Below are 18,111 nucleotides of genomic sequence, written 5' to 3'. Positions count from 1 at the left end.
TTCCTCCTATTTTTCATTTAACTGATTATTCAACTCGGCAATGACATGTTCAAAACTGGAATGAACATTCTGATAGTCAACATCCGGTCGAGATATCATGATCGTCTCAATTCCACATTCCAACGCGGCTTCCAATTTCTCATCAACCGCACCGACCTTGCCGCTTTCTTTCGTTATCATCAATGTGACCCCATATTGTTCATATAGAGCTTTATTTAATTCTTTGGAAAACGGCCCTTGAATCGCAACGATATTTTTTTGTTCGATGCCCAGCTGTGCACATTTTTCCATATTGTCCATGCGTGGCAGCATTCTCGCTATGACTCTGGTATTCTCGAGCCCTACCAATTCTTTTGCGAACACGGATAGTGTTTTACTTCCGGTCGTGAGCATGATGACTCCCCTTTTTGCAGCGGCAAGCTTGGCAGCTTCCTCATAATCACGGACAACTATCAATTTATCATTCTGAAACCGTTGACTTTCACGCTCATAACGAATATAAGGAACATTTGCTGCCTTTGCTCCGTTAAGGGCGTTTTTCGATGCTTCTTCGGCAAATGGGTGACTTGCATCGACTACAGCCTGAAAACCTTTTGCAGAGATTAAAGATGTCATATCTTCTGCAGATAATCGGCCAATCCGGGTGGATATCCCAGAATCTTGCAAACTCTTAGCCGCCGATTCGGTTACAACAGTTGCCAAAACCTTGAACCCCACCTGCTGCATCTCAATCGCTAATTCCCTTGCATCACTTGTACCCGCCAAGAACAAAATCATTTTGATGTCCCCACCACTTGCCCATCATGATCGTGGTGATGATCATGGTCGTGGTCGTGATCGTGGTCGTGTTGATGGTCGTGATCGTGGTCGTGATCGTGGTCGTGATGGTGATGATGGTGAGCATGTCCATGTTCCTCGACATGTTTACGATAGTTTTCCAAATCACGCGCCCCGCTTGACCTGCCTTCACTGGCTTCAATTACTCGTTCTTGCAGAATGTTCTGTAATGTTGGATGATATCCAAAATACTTTGCCAAAATGAATTCTCGATCATGATATTGCTCTTGATAGCCTTTCAGCATATCCTCCATTCTTTCCATCAACACCCCAGTGAAGAGGAAATATGGCAGCATCACTATTTTTTTTGCCCCTAATCGGATGCATCGTTCAATACCTTCATCAACGTGCGGGTCCGTTACACCCATGAAGGCTGTTTCGACCCATTTAACGTTTAATTTTTCCCATAATAATCGTGAAATTTTATAGATATCACTATTTGCATCAGCATCACTGCCACCTCGGCCTATTAGCAATATCGCTGTCTCAGAATGTTCAGAGGCCGTATCGAATCCCGCTTCCTCAAGACGGTCTGTCAAGATCGTCAATACATCATGGTGGACCCCGATCGTTTGGCCATATGTGAATTTCACTTCTGGATACTTGGTTTTCCCATCCTCTATTTCAGCTGGGATATGTAATTTCGAATGTCCTGCATGCAACAAAATGATCGGTATGACGATAACTTCAGTAGCCCCTCGTTTTACACAATTATCAATTCCTTTGGATATATTCGGTGCCGCAAATTCCAAGAAGCACGTTTCCACTAGGAAACGCTCGTCCATTGCCGGAATCATATTTTCAATAAAATGACGGACTTCTTCATTTCCCGAAGCCAACCGGCTTCCGTGTCCTACGAACAAAACTGCTTTCATTTACTTTCCCCCTCTTGATTAGTCTTCACAAGGCGCAGGCTCTATGTTTATTTTGGGAGCGATGTCCTGATAAGAATAATTCTGTATCTTTTTCGAACGTTTGAAGTATTTAAAAAGCCGCTCATTTGGATGGGCATTTTGCTTATACTCCCCGACAATGTCCGTAATCAGTTCAACAAGCTGTTCCGGTTCAATCCCTTCCGCTACCGGCTGACCCGGATGGGCTGTTCTTCCAACCGGTTTAGCTCCAAGAAATAAGTCGAACTTCCCTTTTCGGAAGACAATCCCGATATCATCCATCACAGCACTATAACAAGCCATCCCACACCCATTAAAACCGATGTTCAGTTCCTTGGGCATTTTCATTCCGCCAAGCACCCTGTGTATTTCATCCGCATAAGGAATGGATTCCGCTTTTTCACCATCACAGAAATCACAGGCTTTTAATGTCAGTACATCTCCAATCGGCGACAAAAGAAAGTTTGCTGATTGCAATTTCCCCGTAATGACTTCCGGATCCGTTGTCGGTATCTTTAAGACGATTTTATGATTTGGCGTGTATTCCATCGTTCCCTTTTCCCCGACAACTTCCGCAAGTGTCATCATTTGTTTGGGAGTGAATTGTTTATTCGCCACACCTGGACTAACGGCAAGTTCGAATACCGACTCCATTTTTTGCTGAACAATCGGCTGAATGGATTGCTTAACGGTTTGACCCTTGACTCTTGACAGGGCCTCCATTGCCATTTCAAAGGAAGCTGGCTTCTTTTCTGGTGCTTTTGTAAGTAATCCAACTCCTCCAGCGGACTCGGTTAAGGCTTCTTGATCTAATGCCCACGGTTCCGCTTCTTTTTGCAGTCGCTGATGGGGCTTCAATGTTTGCTTTTCCGAATTCAAAGTATATTTTCTCTGATAGCCTCTTGGTGTGATGATTTTTTCATCATATAAAAAGGTGGATGAATTCCCGATAATGACGGTGGTCAACATTCCAATATCGTGATTCAACATATCCTGCAAATTGGTTATAACAACATCCTGCCTATCGCGATAAGCACTTTTCACCAACCCGACAGGTGTATCCGGCGAGCGGTAGCGAAGGAGAATTTTCTGTGTTTCAACAATTTGCCGGGTCCGCCTGCCGCTGCGCGGATTATAAAGTGCAATGACAAAGTCTGCCATTGCAGCTGCTTCAACCCTTTTAGCGATCAGTTCCCAAGGAGTTAAATGATCACTGAGGCTGATCGTACACGAATCGTGCATGACTGGTGCCCCAAGTAAAGACGCACATGAGTTGATTGCAGAAATGCCAGGAATGACTTCAATGCCCACTCCAGTTTCTTCTTTCCAGCCTTTTTCAATCAATACTTCATAAACCAACCCTGCCATCCCGTAAACTCCGGCATCCCCACTGGAAATCACCGCCACTTTCTTTCCCAGCTCCGCTTGTTTCACTGCTTCCTGTGCACGTGATACCTCTTCAGTCATCCCCGTACTAATGATCGTTTGATTTGTAAGCAGTCCCTGAATGAGTTCAACATAAGTTTTATAACCAATGATGTAGTCACTTTCTTGAAGGGCTTCGACGGCACGTTTGGTAATGTGTTCAAAATTCCCGGGCCCAAAGCCCACGACGAATAATTTACCGTTTGTACTCATTAAGACATCTCCTTTTACGCTTTGTTCTTTGAAATACCCGTATGAGCAGGAAAATCTGGATTAGGGGTCATTTCGCCATCATTGAATTGATAGATCATCTGTGGAACAAACTCACCCTCATCGATATTACTGACGATCTGCCGACCGAAATCAGGCGTTTCCACTCGATACCAGTTTCCTTGGGGATAGGCAATCACAACGCAGGCATCCTTACATCTTCCGTTACAGCGTGTCCTGGTTGTATGGATTTTTAGATCCAGTCCTTTTAAAGCAATTTCATCACGAATCGCTTGGGTTACTTCTTCCCCGCCCTTTTTCATGCAGCTGCTCCCATTACAAATCAACAGATGCGTATTTGTACCCGTCAAATTCCAAGTAGTCATCTTCTTCCTCCTGAGTTCAGGGAAAAGGCAAAATAAAAAACCTTAACATTAGAGTCAAGGTTTTAAAAAAACTATATGAATGAGGAGCCTAAGGCAAGCATGCCAAATCCTCCCAAAATCGTCATAGTCCTTCTACCTTTCCCTCCGAAAAGTATCATGCAATTTTAAAAGCAGGTTTCCTGGCTTACGCTTCATTTTACTTTGTCCCTTCCCGGCATCAGGCCAGTGGCTATCGACAATTTCATCAGCGTTTACAGTAGCGGGGGCTGCATCGGATTTTCACCGATTTCCCTATTATCCCTTGCTTATTCACACAAGGGCACTTTTAAAATGAAATATTTGGTTTTATTATACATTTCTAACTAACTTAATCTATCATATAACAACTTTATCAAAATTCAATAGTTTATTCCGACTGTTTAGAAAAGTTTAATAGTGTAAAACCAGTTACAATCCTTTCCTCGCAACAAACTTCGTCCCGAAAAAAAAAAGATAGTGTAGCTGGAATAATTTCTTTATGGTAAACTATACGAGAATTTTCAAAATAATTACATAAGTTTCATGGTGTTGAATTTCTCGGAATTCAGCTTAAAAGGGAAGCCGGTGAAAATCCGGAGCGGTCCCGCCACTGTAAAGGGAAGTTCCATTACTTTAATCCACTGTCAAATGAGATGGGAAGGATGTAATGGGATGATGAACCAAAGCCAGGAGACCTGCCATGAAGCGTGAAACTGTTTCAGCCTACGAGGATGGGCGTGCGGATCAGGCAGAATGGCCCATGGTTGGTTCATGCTGCAAAATTCCTGTTCATTACGCACTTCTTTCCTTTGAGAGAAGTGCTTTTTATTTTGGGCGCCGCTTTTCTTCTCAAGATTGATCAGAAAAATCAAAAGTGTTGAAAGGAGAAAGAATGAAAAGAACCAATTGGAAAATTATTTATTTTGTCATTTTACTGCTTTTTGTTCCAAAACGGGCATTGGCCATGCATATCATGGAGGGCTTTTTACCCATAGAATGGGCTATATTCTGGTGGGCCTTGACGCTTCCATTTTTAATCTTGGGTTACCGGTCCATTAGGTCCAAAGTAAGGGAAAACCCAGAAACAAAAATGATACTTGGCCTATCGGGCGCATTTGTATTTATTTTATCGGCCTTAAAAATCCCTTCCGTTACCGGAAGTTCTTCGCACCCTACCGGAGTTGGTTTGGGTTCCATATTATTCGGACCATTGGCCATGAGTGTCGTTGGCTCCATCGTTCTGTTATTTCAAGCTGTATTACTGGCTCACGGAGGATTGACGACATTAGGAGCCAATGCATTTTCCATGGCCGTTTGCGGACCGTTCATTGCTTACTTTGTCTTCAAGGGTGCAACTAAATTGGGGTGGTCTTTTTCACTTGCCGTTTTCTTGGCGGCTGCTTTTGGAGATTTAGGAACCTATGTGGTCACTTCCGTTCAACTTGCCCTTGCTTTTCCATCCGAGGTAGGAGGATTCATGGCCTCTTTCAGTAAATTTGCAGGGATTTTTGCCCTTACCCAAATTCCCTTGGCAATCAGTGAGGGGTTATTGACAGTCGTCGTGATGAATTTCTTAAAAAAATACAATCTAGGCGAATTGAAATTGCTGCGAGTTTTATCCAAGGAGGCCCGTTAATATGAAAAAAAGTCTACTGCTGCTTTTCCTGGTTGTCATTCTTGCAACCATACCGTTAATCACCCAACAAGGAACGGAATTTGGCGGTGCCGACGGCGAAGCTGAGGAAGCCATCACTAAAATCCATCCGGAATACAAGCCATGGTTCAACAGTATTTGGGAGCCGCCAGGTGCAGAAACCGAAAGCTTATTATTTGCGCTTCAAGCTGCAATCGGAGCCGGTTTCATTGGATACTTCATTGGCGTGATGAGACAAAGGAATAAGCAAACCAAACAAGAATTGGCAGAAAAATCGAAGCATGTTACTCATTGATAAATATGCCTATTTCAATGGGCTAAAGGATGTACATCCGTTGGAAAAGATGGTTTTTGCACTTTCCCTTTTGCTGTTTTCGTTAACGGTAAGGGATATGGCCGTTTCGCTCATCACTTTTACGGTGATGAGCGCTTTAATCATTTTTGCGGCAAAAATCCCGCTTTCCTATTATCTTAAATTACTTCTATTGCCAGGATTTTTTATACTATCTGGAACAATTACCATCCTTTTTTCTTTCACAAGTAAATTTACATCGATATCGAATATATGGTGGTCCTGGAAGGTCGGGAACTGGCAAATATTCATAAGCGATGACAGCGTCGGTACAGTGGCCAATTTGATCACTGTCGTATTGGGCAGCATCAGCTGTTTATATTTCCTTACCTTAACTACACCCATTACCGTCATCCTATCCGTGCTGCGAAAATTTAAAGTGCCTTCCTTATTGATCGATTTAATAGAATTGACCTATCGCTTCATCTTTATTTTTTTAGATACAGCTTTGGCCATTCACCAAGCACAAGCTTCACGGTTGGGGTATGTTTCATTAAGGAAAGGCATACGTTCACTCGGATTACTAATCTCGTCTTTATTTTTAGGAGTATTGCAGCGCTCTGGGCAATTGACGATGGCCATGAACGCAAGAGGCTATCAGGAGAATCTTTCCTATATCGAGGATACTTACGCCTATTCCTCACGCAATTGGCTGATCGCGATTGCAATATTAGGAAGCTTAATCTTTATTAATGGATATTTGTAAATTGGAGGCAACCAACAATGGACGAGCATATTTTTCATATAGAAGGCCTCACCCATCAATTCGCAGATGGAACGTTCGCTTTAAACGATCTGTCGCTAACGATTCAACATGGTAAAAAGATTGCATTATTAGGCAATAATGGTGCCGGCAAATCGACTTTATTCCTCCATTTAAATGGTCTTTTACAACCTACAGCAGGAACAATCAGATTTAAGGGCAAGAAAATGAAATATGACCGTAAATCATTATTATCATTACGAAAGCAAGTCGGGATCATTTTTCAAGATCCCGACTCGCAGCTCTTTTCCGCTAATGTACAACAGGATATATCGTTTGGACCGATGAATTTAGGATTGAATAGAATTAAGGTCCAGGAGAAAGTAAATTGGGCAATGGCCCAAACGGAAGTAACGGAACTGAAAGACAGACCTACCCATTTTTTGAGCCTTGGGCAAAAAAAACGTGTCGCCATTGCGGGGATACTCGCCATGGAACCCGATGTCTGGCTCTTGGACGAGCCTACCGCTGGATTGGATCCTTATTTCTCAAGACAGATCATGGCTCTGCTGGACAGTATCCATCACCCTGACAAAACGATTATCCTATCAACTCATGATGTTAATTTAGCTTATCAATGGGCTGATGAAGTCGTTGTCATGAACGATGGTAAGGTCATATACCAAGGGGACCCTATTTCCGTTTTCCATGATGAAGACGTTTTGCTGCAGGCACATCTGGAGAAACCGTGGGTTTTTGAAATGTTTCAGGCCCTTCTTCAATCAAGGAACCCTTTTGAAAGGGACTTTTTCCCAAGAACGAAGAAAGAATTGCTTCAAAAGTTGGAGACAGAAAGAATTTATTAATTATGTTTCCCCTAGCTCTTGTTTCATCAGAAGCTAGGGGAACTAACCGATTTATCAACAAAATAGCAGGCGATAATTCTTGTTCATAAAAAAACAAATTTTATTACCTTTCTTCTTTAGATCTTTCTTTTGCAATCTCAATATCTCTTCCGTTTACATCATCAATGACTGCCTTTATTTCGCCTTCCGCATAAGTATCGGAGACTTGTTCGTGAGTTCTGGCCAGTCCAGAGGATAATGGATCTTCCCGTTTATAATCGCTGACATCATATATTCTTCCGGCAACTTCTGAAGATTCATTTTTTGATTGCTTGCTATCCATTATTTTCACTCCTAGTTTTTAAATTATCATTGCGGTATTAAAGACAAAGGTATTTTGTGTAAAAAACGTAGCAATATTCAATAATGATGAAAAAAGGCAGGAAAAGACAAAAAAAAGCTTACAAGTACAATCCCCTTTCAAGGACTTACTTGTAAGCTTCATGAGAACTTAGGCCTCCTTCTTCACATCCACATTATCGGATGGGTCACCCCAGCATTCCACATTCTTCAAACCTTTAATATTGTTCACATGGAAGACTGGATTTTTCCCACTTTTCTTTTGCTTTTGATAATCCGCCAGTGCAGCAAAAGCGATCTTTCCAAGTAAAGCTATGGCGATCAGGTTGATAATGGCCATAAGGGCCATCAGCAAGTCAGCCAGTCCCCAAACAAAATCCAGTGATGCAAGCGAACCGAATATCACCATTCCTACGACTGCGATACGATAGACATTCAGCCAAACCTTATTTTCATTGATGAAGCCGATGTTCGACTCTCCATAATAATAGTTGCCAACAATCGAACTAAAGGCGAATAACAGTACGATAATGGCAAGGAAAATACCCGCCCAAGATCCCAATGCCGTACCGAGGGCATTTTGGGTAAGGACGATACCATCCGTTTCCTTCGATGTATAAAGACCTGAAAACAAAATGATGAAGGCTGTCGAACTGCAAATGATGAGCGTATCGACAAAAACACCTAGAGACTGAATGAGACCTTGCTTGACGGGATGACTGACATCAGCCGTCGCACCGGCATTTGGAGCACTACCCATCCCGGCTTCATTTGAAAATAGGCCGCGCTTGATTCCCTGCATCATGGCAGCTCCCAGTACTCCGCCAGCCACTTCTTTTATTCCATCAAATGCACTTTGAAAGATCAAAGCAAAGACACCAGGTAACTCGGTAATGTTCATTATAATGATAATCAATGCCACTATCACATAGGCTCCTGCCATGATCGGGACGATGACTTCAGAGACCTTTGCAACCATTTTGATCCCGCCAAAAATGATGACAGCCGTGACCATAGCCAAGATGATTGCCGTAACCCACTTTTCAATCCCAAACGATTCATTGAATGCGCTCGTAATCGTATTGGCTTGTACCGAGTTGAAAGCTAGTCCAAATGTAAGCGAAATCAACACAGCGAAAGTGATCCCCATCCAACGGGCATTCAATGCTTTTTCCATATAATACGCAGGACCGCCGCGGAATGCATCCCCATCCTTGACCTTATAGATTTGAGCAAGTGTACTTTCAATGAATGCGGAAGCAGATCCGATCAGTGCTATTAACCACATCCAGAAAACTGCTCCAGGTCCGCCTGTCGTGATCGCGATGGCAACACCTGCAAGGTTACCCGTTCCTACCCGCGATGCCGTGCTTATGCAAAATGCCTGAAAGGATGTTACACCTTTTTTATCCGCAGTGGCACCTTCTCCCAAAAGCCTGAACATTTCCCCTACCATTCTGAATTGGACAAACTTCGTGCGGATGCTAAAATAGAGACCCAATCCAACCAACATGATGATCAATATGGAAGACCATAACACATCATTTGTCTCACTAATAAATTTTCCTATGAATTCCATTAAAACAAACCCCTCTACTTAACTCTAATTATTATTATAAAAACATATACAACTATAATTTATTTCCCCATACATTGAGGACATAAACAAGTGAAGCCCATAAAAAAGGAAAGTCCAGAATGAACCTCCAATACAATAATATATTATATCCTAACCCTCTATTTTTTTCATTCATGAATTGATATTTCAGTATCATTTCCTTTATAGTGTTTATCTCTATTCATGTAACATTCACTGCAACGTTAATTACATTCATATTCCAAATACACCTTGGATATAGTACAAAAAGGCCTCACACGTCCTGATCCCAGGTTAACGTGCGAGGCCTTTTTTGCATTCCTCTGCTCTATCTTATATTTGCTATAGGCCTTAATGTTGCTAGATGGTTAGAATACCTTGTGCAAACATCTTTCTTAATTCTTTCTTATCTATTTTTCCAATCGGCGTTAATGGGAACTTATCAAGAAAATAGGCTACTTTAGGAACCATATACTTAGAGGTTCTTTGTTTGCAGAAATCAATTAATTCCTCACTAGTACAGTTCGAACCATCTCGCGGTGATACCACGACACACACTACTTCTCCCCAATCTGGATGAGGAACGCCTATGCAAGCGCTTAATGCAACGGAAGGGTGCTGGTTCACCACTCGCTCCACTTCTGAAGAATATACGTTCATCCCGCCCGTAATGATCATATCTTTCTTCCTATCCACAATATAAAGGTAACCGCTTTCATCCCATTTACCAATATCCCCAGTGTAGAACCAGCCATCACGGATGTATTCTTGGGTAAGATCCGGTCTTTGAAAATAGCCTACCATCATTGCTGGTGATTTTACGATAATTTCTCCAAGCTCGGTTGGTTTTACATCATTTCCATCTTCATCAATCAGTCGAACTTCTGTAAGAATGCACGGTTTCCCACAGCTTTTCAAAATTTCCGAATTGTTATGATAAGCCCATACATGAGCGCTCTTCGATAGTCTGGTAATGACAATATTGCATTCTGTCATGCCGTATTGCTGGCGCATGATAGGCCCGAATACTTCAAAAGCTTCTTTAAGGCGCTTTTGAGAAATTGGTGACGCGCCGTAGAAGATATTGCGCATGGAGCTCATATCATATTCCATCTTCTTTGTCTGATCAAGGAGCCTGTATAACATGGTCGGTACCATGAATGTCGTCGTGATTTTATGTTCCCTTATCGCCTGTATGAATGCTGCAGCGTCGAATGAGCCCATCACATAGACATGGACGCCCGAAACAAGGGATCTCCAAAGTAATGAACCCGCTGAATGCACAATGGGCGTACTTAGCAATACCCGGTCACGGTCGTCCAGCGGGTCTTCGATAGCTGCAGAAAGTATGGCGGCGCCGAGTCCTTTCTGGGAATGCATGACGCCTTTGGGTGTACCCGTTGTCCCGCCTGTATATGACAGAAGTGCAATGTCATCTTCTTCAGCTAATGGCAAGTCTAGATTATTAATTTCGCCAGGCCATTGAAACGATTCAAACTCCTCCGGATAATTAATATGAAAGCCTGGGAGCCCAATGACATGGACATCTTCCTTCTTCATTTCTTCCAAATACTCAAAGAAGGTGTCAAAGTGTGTCTGTGTAGCTATTATGACCACTTCTGGTTTTGCTTCCTTTAAAATGAATTGTATTTCTCGTTTCCCCAGTTTTTCACTTAATGGGACCAAGGTGGCTCCGCATTGCTGGATGGCCAAACCAAACATCACACTTTCCAAACTGTTTGGAATGATGGTCGCTATGCGGACACCCCTTCCTGCACCTAAACGAAGTAGATAAGAAGTGATAAGTTCTGTTTTCTTCCATAACTCGTCGTAGGTTATCGTTTCTCCGGCTGGCAACAAGGTAATAGCCGGCAGTTCGCCGAATCGTTTTATTCCTTTATTCAACAGTGACTGAAATGTCAACTTATGCAGCATGTATATTTCCTCCCTCGAAAAAGGATTTACCCCTTTAATAATGCTTTAGCAATTGTATTTTTTTGAATTTCTGAGGTTCCGCTCAGAATCCGATACATCCGAGCACTCCTGTACATTTTTTCTACTGGATGCCCTTTTACCAAGCCTTTGGAGCCAAAGATTTGGACAGCCTTGTCAGCCACACGGCAATTTACTTCTGAAGCAAACAGCTTAGCCATGGACGTGCCGGCTCGATCCTCTTTTCCTTGATCAATTTTTTCAACCACATCATAGACCATGCACTTTGCGGCATAGATTTCCGTCGCCATATCTGCGAGCATATGCTGAATTGCCTGGAAGTCACCGATGGGCCGGCCATGTTGGACTCGCGTTTTGGCATGTTCAATAGATAGATCGAGAAGGTGTTGAGCCATACCGACAAAGCCGGCGGCATGAGAAGCGCGATTTGTGTTTATTCTTTTCAATCCGAGCAGCAACCCTTTTCCTGGTTCTCCGATTATATTGGCGGCAGGCACTCGACATTGATTGAAATTCAATTCAGCATGTATGCGTTCACCTGATAGCGGAACTTGAATGTCTCCTAGTTCAAACCCCGGATGTTGGGGTGTTTTTTTATCAACTAGGAAAGCAGTGATTCTTTCTTTTTCTCCATTCCGGGATTCTTTCGCTATGACAATGGCAAAATCAGCGTAGGGGGCAGCACTGATAAAATGTTTTTTTCCGTTTAATATATAATCATTTCCGTCTTTAACGGCTGTTGTTTCGATAGCAAAGGCATCCGAACCGGCATTGGGTTCTGTAAGGGCAAAGCAGCAGCTCGCTTCTCCCGTCACAACGGGCATCACATATTTTTCTATTTGCTCCGGTGTAAAACTTTCCAACATCTGACCAATTCTTAGCGGCCCGCCAATCTCGCCGATAACCTGCCCCCATAAAACCGCTCCGGAACGGGCCAATTCTTCCTTGAACATGCATAAGCCTTTTAAACTAACATCCTGTCCACCATATGTTTCAGGGAGATTAATTCCGTAAAATCCTAATTCCCTGGATCGTTTCCTTGCCCATTTTATGGATTCCATCGGGATATCCTCTTCAGCGTTCAATCCATGCTCCTGTTCATATGGAAGCAATTCATTTTGGATGAAATCCTGCAACTTTGTTTGAAGTACCTCTAATTTCTCTTCCTGGGTCGTTACCATAAGTTTCCCCTTTCGATTTTTATTTCCTTTGAACTTTTTAAATATTTAAAATGTTATAATATTAATTTTAAATGTAAATAATATTTAAGTAAAATAAGGATATATGATATAAATATAAAAAATATTGATGTAAATAAAAAAATATTAGTTCCCTATCATTATAGGAAACTAATATTTAAGAGTAGTATAGAAATCGAGACATTTAATAAACTCCCTTGCAGCTTTTGAAAAATACTGCTTCTTAGAGCGAACGTAACCGAATTCCATTGTATTATTTTCCAGCTCCACCAATGGAATGGCCACAAGTTCCCCGCCTAGGAAATAGGGGTCGCTGTTAACTCCAACATCATAAGAAAAGGCAATCGCTAATCCCTCAGCGACGGTTTTTTTGATGATCTCTGTATTATTTGTGAAAAACAAAATATTCATCTCACCGTAATGATCAAAAAAACCTTTAATGAACGACTTCATTCTTGGTCCATTGTAAATGACCAAATTTTGGTCCATTAGCTCTTTTGGGGTTATGCTTTTACGGTTCACTAAAGGGGAGTTTTTACTGACCATCACAATCACTTTAGCTTCCATCAAAGGTTGGAATTCCAACTCAATTTCTTTTGGTTTAACCTTTGGGATATTCAATAGCCCGATGTCTATCTTACCATTCAGTACTTCTTCGGTTATCTCTTGTCCCCCTTTTTCTTCAATGACAATTTTCACCTCGGGATACTTCTTCTTAAATAAGGCCAAGGATTTAGGCAAAACCGTTAGAAATAAACCTTGTGTTGATGATAGGCGTAACTCTTTTTCCATCGTATCTGAATGTATTTGGGCACTGTCTCTTATTTCTTCCAATTTGCTTAATACTTCAAGAGCTTTCTGGATGATTTCCTTTCCGTCTTCTGTAGGTATGGTTCCTAACCTTGACCGCTTGAAGATTTTTATACCTAATTCCTTCTCCAAACTCGTAATGGCCATACTGATTCCAGATTGGGAGATATGGAGGCTTTCTGAAGCCATGGAAATCGAGTTAACCTCGGCTACCTTGATGATATATTCCAATTGTTCAATATTCATGACTCATTCTCCTTCTAGCCTATTACTAATATCATACCTCGAACAGAAAGCCCTTTCAATTTTAGAGAAGTGGATTCAGGACACTTCAAACTGTCTCCTCAAAAGCAGAATGCCAGTTTTATATAATTGTAGTTGTTTTTTCGTATTCTTTAGCGGGTTGTGCCTGATTATTTTTAATAGATACGGCAACAATCGTTCCCAATAACGCTATTATCACCAAAAACAGGAAAGCGGCATTATAGGAGTCATTAAACAAACTGATAATCAAACCGAGGGCTAAAGGAGAAACCGCACCTGCAATTTGACCGGCAAAAGTTACTAGTCCGGAGGCAGAGCCCGTTAGCTCCTTTGGTGAGTATTTGATGATGATCGTATAAAGAACCGTTCCAAAGAAAGACAGTGCTACGGAGTTGAGAGTGAGATAAGTGATGATAAGAGCTATTGACGTGGCGTTAGACATTAAAAAGAGAAAAATTGCCGATAATAAAGCGCCTGCAGCGGCAAGATACTTCTCCCGGTTAGCCATATGCTTATCCAGAAGCCACCCGCTTACATTAAACATCAAGAAACCAAAAATATAAGGGATTGCCAATAAACCTCCTGCGGCTATTAAATCCACCCCTTTTTCTTTAACCAAATATATAGGCATCCAAGTGATCAGACCATAGTTGATAATATTTGATATAAACTTGAATGTTATGAGTTTCCAAATATTTTCGATTTTAAATAACAGTTTCAGAGCAACCTTTTTTTGTTTCGGTTTGTCTTTTTTAACCTCTTGATTTCCTTGAGGCTTAAGAATGAACCAAATTCCGAAAGAAGCTAATATCCCTAGAATTCCGGCAATGGTAAACATGCCCCGCCAACCGAATGCCACCACCATGGAAGCGGCAAGTGCAGTACCTAATATCCCGCCAATATTTTGGGCAGACAGGAAAAACGAATTTGCCCGGCCCCGTTCTTCTTCCGGGAAGTTATCTCTTATAGTGGACATACTGGCAGGATAGAAAGGCCCTTCACCCAACCCGAACAGAAAACGGATGAATAATAAAGACATAAATGACCAAGCAAACCCAGTCATTACAGTGAACAAGGACCAGCTAAACAAAGAAACAGTAACCATGACTCTGGCGCCATACTTATCGGTCATCCATCCACCAAGCGGTTGCATGAGTGAGTAGCTAACAAAAAATATACTAATTAAAATACCTGTCTGGGACGTAGTGAGATGAAACTCATCTGCAATAGGAATAATCCCGACATTTATGGCAACGCGATCAAAAAAACTTAAAATCATTCCAACAAATAAAAGGCCGCTAATCATTATTTTTCGTTTCTTACTTGCATATAACTGCATTCCCCATCACTCCATTTTTTTATATTCTCACAAAAGCTCAGCCATATAGGAAGCGCTTACAATTCCTTTCGAATTACAAAAATTGAAATTTTCTTTTTACGGTTATTGACTTTTGTTCTGTAACTATTAGGAGCGTTTTAAAGAAAATTAAAAACGAAACAGGATGCCTACAGGATTAATTAATACATTCAAACCCACGAGACTACTAAGTAGACTCGTGGGTAACCGATCCATCCTGGTTTCAGAATATGAAGTGGTTGATTATCACGGAGTAACGATATTAACCTTTGGTTGGAATTGATCCAGCAAAGTCACGAAATTTTCAAACTGTTTTTTATCACCAGAAATGGAAACTTTACCAGCTGCTTCCATTTTGGATAAACCTTCACGTCCCAGAGCAATCTGATAGAAAGTTATTCTATCTAATGTTAATGTTGTATCAGGGTTGGACGCCATTTTCCCTTTTTTGAAGTTCAATACAGAATTATTCAGATATATCGTGTAATTGGTTTTCGAATCTGTAAATGTCAAATGGAATGACATATTTTTATTTTCCGCTTTTATTCCGTTTAATTTAATGGACAAGTATTTCAGGAAATCATCCATTGGCATATTGAGCAGCGTATCGAGATTCATCATTCCGCCACTTCCCTTCGAGTCTGCCACACCATTCCTTAACTCATCTGCGCCGGTAAGATAGAAATTACGCCACACAGAAGATTCAGCTGTGTATCCTAATTGCTCATAAGCTTTAGCCAATAAATTTTTTGCTTCTGTATTTTTCGGGTTGGCCATGACGACATGCTTTAAGACTTGAGCCACCCAGCGATATTCCCCTTTTTTATAATCAAGTTTTGCCTGTTTAATGACCTTCTTTTCCCCACCCATATATTGTACATATTTAGCGCCCGATTCCTCTTGTGGTAATGGATCCAAGTCGGATGGATTACCGTTGAAATATCCTAAATAAAAGTTGTACACCGCTTTTACGTTGTGTTTCAATGTTCCGTAATACCCCCGATTGGCCCAGACTTTATCCAACTTTTCAGGAAGCTTTAACTCTTCCGCGATTTCATCCGGTGTAAGACCTAAATTAGCTAATCGTATGGTTTGGTCATGAATATATTTGTACAGATCACGCTGACTTTCCAACTGCTCCAGAACATTGTCCCTTCCCCATATGGGCCATGTATGGGCCGTAACCATAGCATCTATATCTTCGTTTCCAAACAGATCAACTGTTTCATCAAGTGCTTTCACCCATTTTAAAGTATCCCTGGTTTTAGCTCCCCTTAATGTATAAATATTATGTAACGTGTGTCCGGTGTTTTCGGCTACCACTAAAGTTTTGTAATCATTGATATAATAATGCATTTCAGATGGAGCTTCCGAATCCGGCGTCAATAAAAATTTAAATGTTATTCCGTCTATTTCCACCGTTTCAATATCATCCTTCACTTCCATTGTTGGAGGTAAATAGCTAAAAGTTCCGTTACTTAATCCAGGTCCGATACCAGAAGTAACAAATCCCCTTTCATTTGCGGGTAAGAGATTTCCAAACATATAACCTGCACGGCGAGACATTATATTGCCTAAAAGAATGTTTTCACTTAGCGCTTCATCGTTAAAACCTGCAGGGACAATAATCGGCACTTTAGCTGGATTTTCAGCATATTGAGCAATGCCTTTCATACCACCGAAGTGATCCGCATGACTGTGACTAATAACAATTGCACTTACTGGGTTTTTGGGCCGATGTTCAAAATAAAGCTCCATGGCTGCTTTGGCCGTTTCAATAGTAGAAAGTGTATCCAAAACTATTAATCCTGTTTTTCCTTCCACAATGGTAAGCACTGATAAATCCTGGCCCCGAACTTGATAAACGCCATCCACCACTTTAAATAAGCCTGTTATATTTTGCAATTGAGCCTGTCTCCACAAGCTTGGGTTAACAGTAAAGCTTGCCGGCTGATCTTCTTTGATGAATGAATATCGATTACTATCCCATATCACGTCACCTTTTGAATTTTTAATTGGACTCATATTCAAAGGCGCAATGAATCCTTTATGTGCATTCTTGAAATCTTCCTTATCTTTAAAATTCAACTGTTCATAAAAAGCCTTATTTGCTGAAATTGTTGCATCTGTCGCCGGCATCGGCTCATCTGACGCAGCCTTTGTAACAGAAGACCCTGCCAGTAAAACAAAAACAATGGGAACGGATACAATTCCTTTAATAATAGATGCTTTGGACATTTCATACCCCTTTCTAAGTAGATATCATTTCTATTTTACGAATGTTGAAGCATATTTTTTAGATTTTTTTGAATAATATGAATTTATTTTATAATTAATTTGCCTTTAAGTATATTTCCTATTTCTAATGGTAACTTCAATTTTATTTATATAAAGGCTATGTTAAATTCTAATGTTGATATTAGAACATAAGAAAACCGCCTTGGTGAAAAGGCGGTTCATTGAACTATCGTCCCCGTAGTTAAATAAATTAGTTGTGTTTGTTTTTATTGAGTGTCTTCGTCGCTTTTGTACTCCAAAAATCACCTGGCTGACAATCCAAAGTCTTACATATCCGTTAATCATTCATTTTTTGACATTATATCTGGGCATTTTTTAATGGCTTTTGAAGTGCGTCCACAATGGCTGCGATGATACTTGTTGCTAAAATACCCATTAGACATAATGATGTAGGACCCGCTGCATCATCACTACCTGTAACTTTAGCAAGCACCCTTAAGCTTACTATTCCTAACAAAATGAGGAAAATGACTGTAAAAGTACATTTCTTTATAATCTTCAAAGATTTAAGGGATAATTCAGAGAAAGCATTGTTCTTTTCGATGTAGGTTAATAGTTTATATGCTTGATACAACGCAACAGAAAACGCAATACATAATCCGTATGCACATACTAAAAAGGGGATTAGGAAGTAAGCCGTATCTGGATGTACCCTTGCATCTCTAACGGCTATCTCAGGCAACCAGATACACAAAGCAAGCACTGCAATTCCAGCCAGAAAAATAATTACCTTTAAGAAAGTCGTGGAACCTCGTTTAACATTCATTTAAAACACCTCACTTATTTAATGACAACATGATTTTAGCATATTATTTATTGTATTACAGTAAATTTATATTGTTTTTATTTATATTATTATTGTTATTGAAATATCTCTTTAATTTTGACAAAAATAAAAAGCACTTCTCATTACAAAGAAATGCTCTTACTTTAAAATGTTAAATTTACAA

Annotated in this window: 17 protein-coding genes and 2 riboswitches; of the genes, 5 read left to right on the top strand and 12 right to left on the bottom strand. The window is 40.8% G+C overall.

All coding sequences use genetic code 11. From position 1 onward, the window contains the following. Positions 1–6: 6 nt before the first annotated feature. The 4 genes from cobK to ABC374_RS09375 are packed head-to-tail and all read right to left on the bottom strand — an operon-like array spanning position 7 to position 3,751. Positions 7–777, bottom strand: a complete 771-nt coding sequence (gene cobK, locus ABC374_RS09390; protein ID WP_350302417.1) for a precorrin-6A reductase — start codon at positions 775–777, stop codon at positions 7–9. Further along, entirely contained in the window at positions 774–1,712 is a 939-nt protein-coding gene (locus ABC374_RS09385; RefSeq protein WP_413017256.1) for a sirohydrochlorin chelatase, read from the bottom strand. Before ABC374_RS09385 ends, cobK begins: the two co-directional genes overlap by 4 nt. 18 nt (positions 1,713–1,730) lie before the next feature. Continuing rightward, positions 1,731–3,368, bottom strand: a complete 1,638-nt coding sequence (gene cobJ, locus ABC374_RS09380; protein WP_413017254.1) for a precorrin-3B C(17)-methyltransferase — start codon at positions 3,366–3,368, stop codon at positions 1,731–1,733. A 14-nt stretch (positions 3,369–3,382) separates the two neighbouring features. After that, positions 3,383–3,751: a (2Fe-2S) ferredoxin domain-containing protein gene (locus ABC374_RS09375; RefSeq protein WP_413017252.1), complete on the bottom strand. Its 369-nt coding sequence runs from the start codon at positions 3,749–3,751 to the stop codon at positions 3,383–3,385. A 152-nt stretch (positions 3,752–3,903) separates the two neighbouring features. Continuing rightward, positions 3,904–4,093, bottom strand: a riboswitch (cobalamin riboswitch). A 203-nt stretch (positions 4,094–4,296) separates the two neighbouring features. Then, positions 4,297–4,486, top strand: a riboswitch (cobalamin riboswitch). Between ABC374_RS09375 and ABC374_RS09370 the strand changes: the two genes are divergently transcribed. The 5 genes from ABC374_RS09370 to ABC374_RS09350 all read left to right on the top strand — a co-directional run bounded on the left by ABC374_RS09370 (position 4,470) and on the right by ABC374_RS09350 (position 7,344). Next, positions 4,470–4,628, top strand: a complete 159-nt coding sequence (locus ABC374_RS09370) for a hypothetical protein (RefSeq protein WP_413017250.1) — start codon at positions 4,470–4,472, stop codon at positions 4,626–4,628. It overlaps the preceding riboswitch by 17 nt. A 33-nt stretch (positions 4,629–4,661) precedes the next feature. After that, positions 4,662–5,405, top strand: coding sequence for an energy-coupling factor ABC transporter permease (locus ABC374_RS09365; RefSeq protein ID WP_350302412.1), 744 nt, complete (start codon positions 4,662–4,664; stop codon positions 5,403–5,405). 1 nt (position 5,406) lies between these two features. Beyond that, positions 5,407–5,718: an energy-coupling factor ABC transporter substrate-binding protein gene (locus tag ABC374_RS09360; protein ID WP_137018444.1), complete on the top strand. Its 312-nt coding sequence runs from the start codon at positions 5,407–5,409 to the stop codon at positions 5,716–5,718. Further along, complete coding sequence (cbiQ, locus tag ABC374_RS09355; RefSeq protein WP_350302411.1) at positions 5,705–6,481, top strand: cobalt ECF transporter T component CbiQ; 777 nt, start codon at positions 5,705–5,707, stop codon at positions 6,479–6,481. Before ABC374_RS09360 ends, cbiQ begins: the two co-directional genes overlap by 14 nt. 17 nt (positions 6,482–6,498) lie before the next feature. Then, entirely contained in the window at positions 6,499–7,344 is an 846-nt protein-coding gene (locus ABC374_RS09350) for an energy-coupling factor ABC transporter ATP-binding protein (protein ID WP_413017247.1), read from the top strand. A gap of 103 nt (positions 7,345–7,447) precedes the next feature. Here ABC374_RS09350 and ABC374_RS09345 read toward each other — a convergent pair whose 3' ends face one another. From ABC374_RS09345 to ABC374_RS09310, 8 genes are all read right to left on the bottom strand, one after another. Then, positions 7,448–7,666: a YozQ family protein gene (locus ABC374_RS09345; protein WP_137018441.1), complete on the bottom strand. Its 219-nt coding sequence runs from the start codon at positions 7,664–7,666 to the stop codon at positions 7,448–7,450. Positions 7,667–7,834: 168 nt separating this feature from the next. Next, positions 7,835–9,262 carry an alanine/glycine:cation symporter family protein gene (locus ABC374_RS09340; protein WP_413017245.1) on the bottom strand — a complete coding sequence of 476 codons (1,428 nt, stop codon included), beginning with the start codon at positions 9,260–9,262 and terminating at the stop codon, positions 7,835–7,837. Positions 9,263–9,640: 378 nt separating this feature from the next. Continuing rightward, on the bottom strand, positions 9,641–11,215 hold the full coding sequence (locus tag ABC374_RS09335) for a class I adenylate-forming enzyme family protein (RefSeq protein ID WP_413017243.1): 1,575 nt from the start codon (positions 11,213–11,215) through the stop codon (positions 9,641–9,643). 26 nt (positions 11,216–11,241) lie between these two features. Beyond that, a complete protein-coding gene (locus ABC374_RS09330) occupies positions 11,242–12,414 on the bottom strand; it encodes an acyl-CoA dehydrogenase family protein (RefSeq protein WP_350302407.1) in 1,173 nt (390 codons plus the stop codon). 168 nt (positions 12,415–12,582) lie between these two features. Continuing rightward, complete coding sequence (locus ABC374_RS09325; RefSeq protein WP_413017241.1) at positions 12,583–13,488, bottom strand: LysR family transcriptional regulator; 906 nt, start codon at positions 13,486–13,488, stop codon at positions 12,583–12,585. 118 nt (positions 13,489–13,606) lie between these two features. Continuing rightward, complete coding sequence (locus ABC374_RS09320; RefSeq protein WP_413017239.1) at positions 13,607–14,845, bottom strand: MFS transporter; 1,239 nt, start codon at positions 14,843–14,845, stop codon at positions 13,607–13,609. 264 nt (positions 14,846–15,109) lie between these two features. Continuing rightward, positions 15,110–17,101 (bottom strand): alkyl/aryl-sulfatase, encoded by a 1,992-nt coding sequence (locus tag ABC374_RS09315; RefSeq protein WP_413017237.1) that lies wholly within the window; start codon positions 17,099–17,101, stop codon positions 15,110–15,112. 358 nt (positions 17,102–17,459) lie between these two features. Next, the gene (locus ABC374_RS09310; RefSeq protein ID WP_350302404.1) at positions 17,460–17,927 is read right to left on the bottom strand and encodes a DUF2975 domain-containing protein; all 468 of its coding nucleotides are present in this window, start codon (positions 17,925–17,927) and stop codon (positions 17,460–17,462) included. Between the last annotated feature and the right edge of the window lie 184 nt (positions 17,928–18,111).

The sequence above is a fragment of the Peribacillus phoenicis genome (assembly GCF_047238085.1).
In the GTDB taxonomy this organism is placed as follows: Bacteria; Bacillota; Bacilli; order Bacillales; family DSM-1321; genus Peribacillus.
The sequence above is the reverse complement of the archived record's forward strand: the minus strand, read 5'-3'. Positions and strand labels throughout refer to the sequence as shown.